Below are 809 nucleotides of genomic sequence, written 5' to 3'. Positions count from 1 at the left end.
GACATCAGGCGGCCTGCATGGCGTCGGCGTGTCCGTGGTCAACGCGCTGTCGGACCATCTCGAGGTCGAGGTCGCGCGGGGACGGCAACTGTATCGACAAAAATTCTCGCGCGGCGTTCCCGTGACCGGCCTGGAGCAACTGGGCGAAATCCACAACCGGCGCGGCACAAAGATCCGATTCCACCCCGACGAGCAGATTTTCGGCAAGGGCGCTGCGTTCGAACCGGCGCGGCTCTACCGCATGACGCGCTCGAAAGCCTATCTGTTCGGTGGTGTCGAGATCCGCTGGACCTGCGATCCGTCGCTGATCAAGGAAAAAGATCAGACACCGGCCAAGGCTGAATTCCATTTTCCCGGCGGCCTGAAGGATTATCTCAAGGCATCGCTCGGCGACGACTTCCAGGTGACTCGCGAAATCTTCGCCGGCAAGAGCGAGAAACAAGGCGGCCATGGCTCGCTCGAATGGGCGGTGACCTGGTTCGGCGGCGACGGCTTCATCAATTCCTACTGCAACACCATCCCGACCGGCGAAGGCGGCACCCACGAAGCCGGCTTCCGCAACGTGCTGACGCGGGGCCTGCGCGCCTATGCCGATCTCGTCGGCAACAAGCGCGCCTCGATCGTGACCTCGGAAGACGTCATGATCTCGGCGGCGGGCATGCTGTCGGTGTTCATCCGCGAGCCGGAATTCGTCGGCCAGACCAAGGACAGGCTGGCGACGATCGAGGCAATTCGAATTGTCGAGACCGCGATCCGCGATCCGTTCGACCATTGGCTGGCCGACAATCCGCAGGAAGCCTCGAAGCTGC

1 pseudogene is annotated in these 809 nt (G+C 62.7%); it reads left to right on the top strand.

Annotated features, from left to right (window positions below):
* Positions 1 to 809, top strand: a pseudogene (locus EOB59_RS34990) (DNA topoisomerase IV subunit B); the annotation flags it as partial.

Origin of the sequence: Mesorhizobium sp. M7A.F.Ca.MR.176.00.0.0, from assembly GCF_004023165.1 — a bacterium.
GTDB lineage: Bacteria > Pseudomonadota > Alphaproteobacteria > Rhizobiales > Rhizobiaceae > Mesorhizobium.
This window is presented reverse-complemented; position numbering and strand designations above follow the sequence as displayed.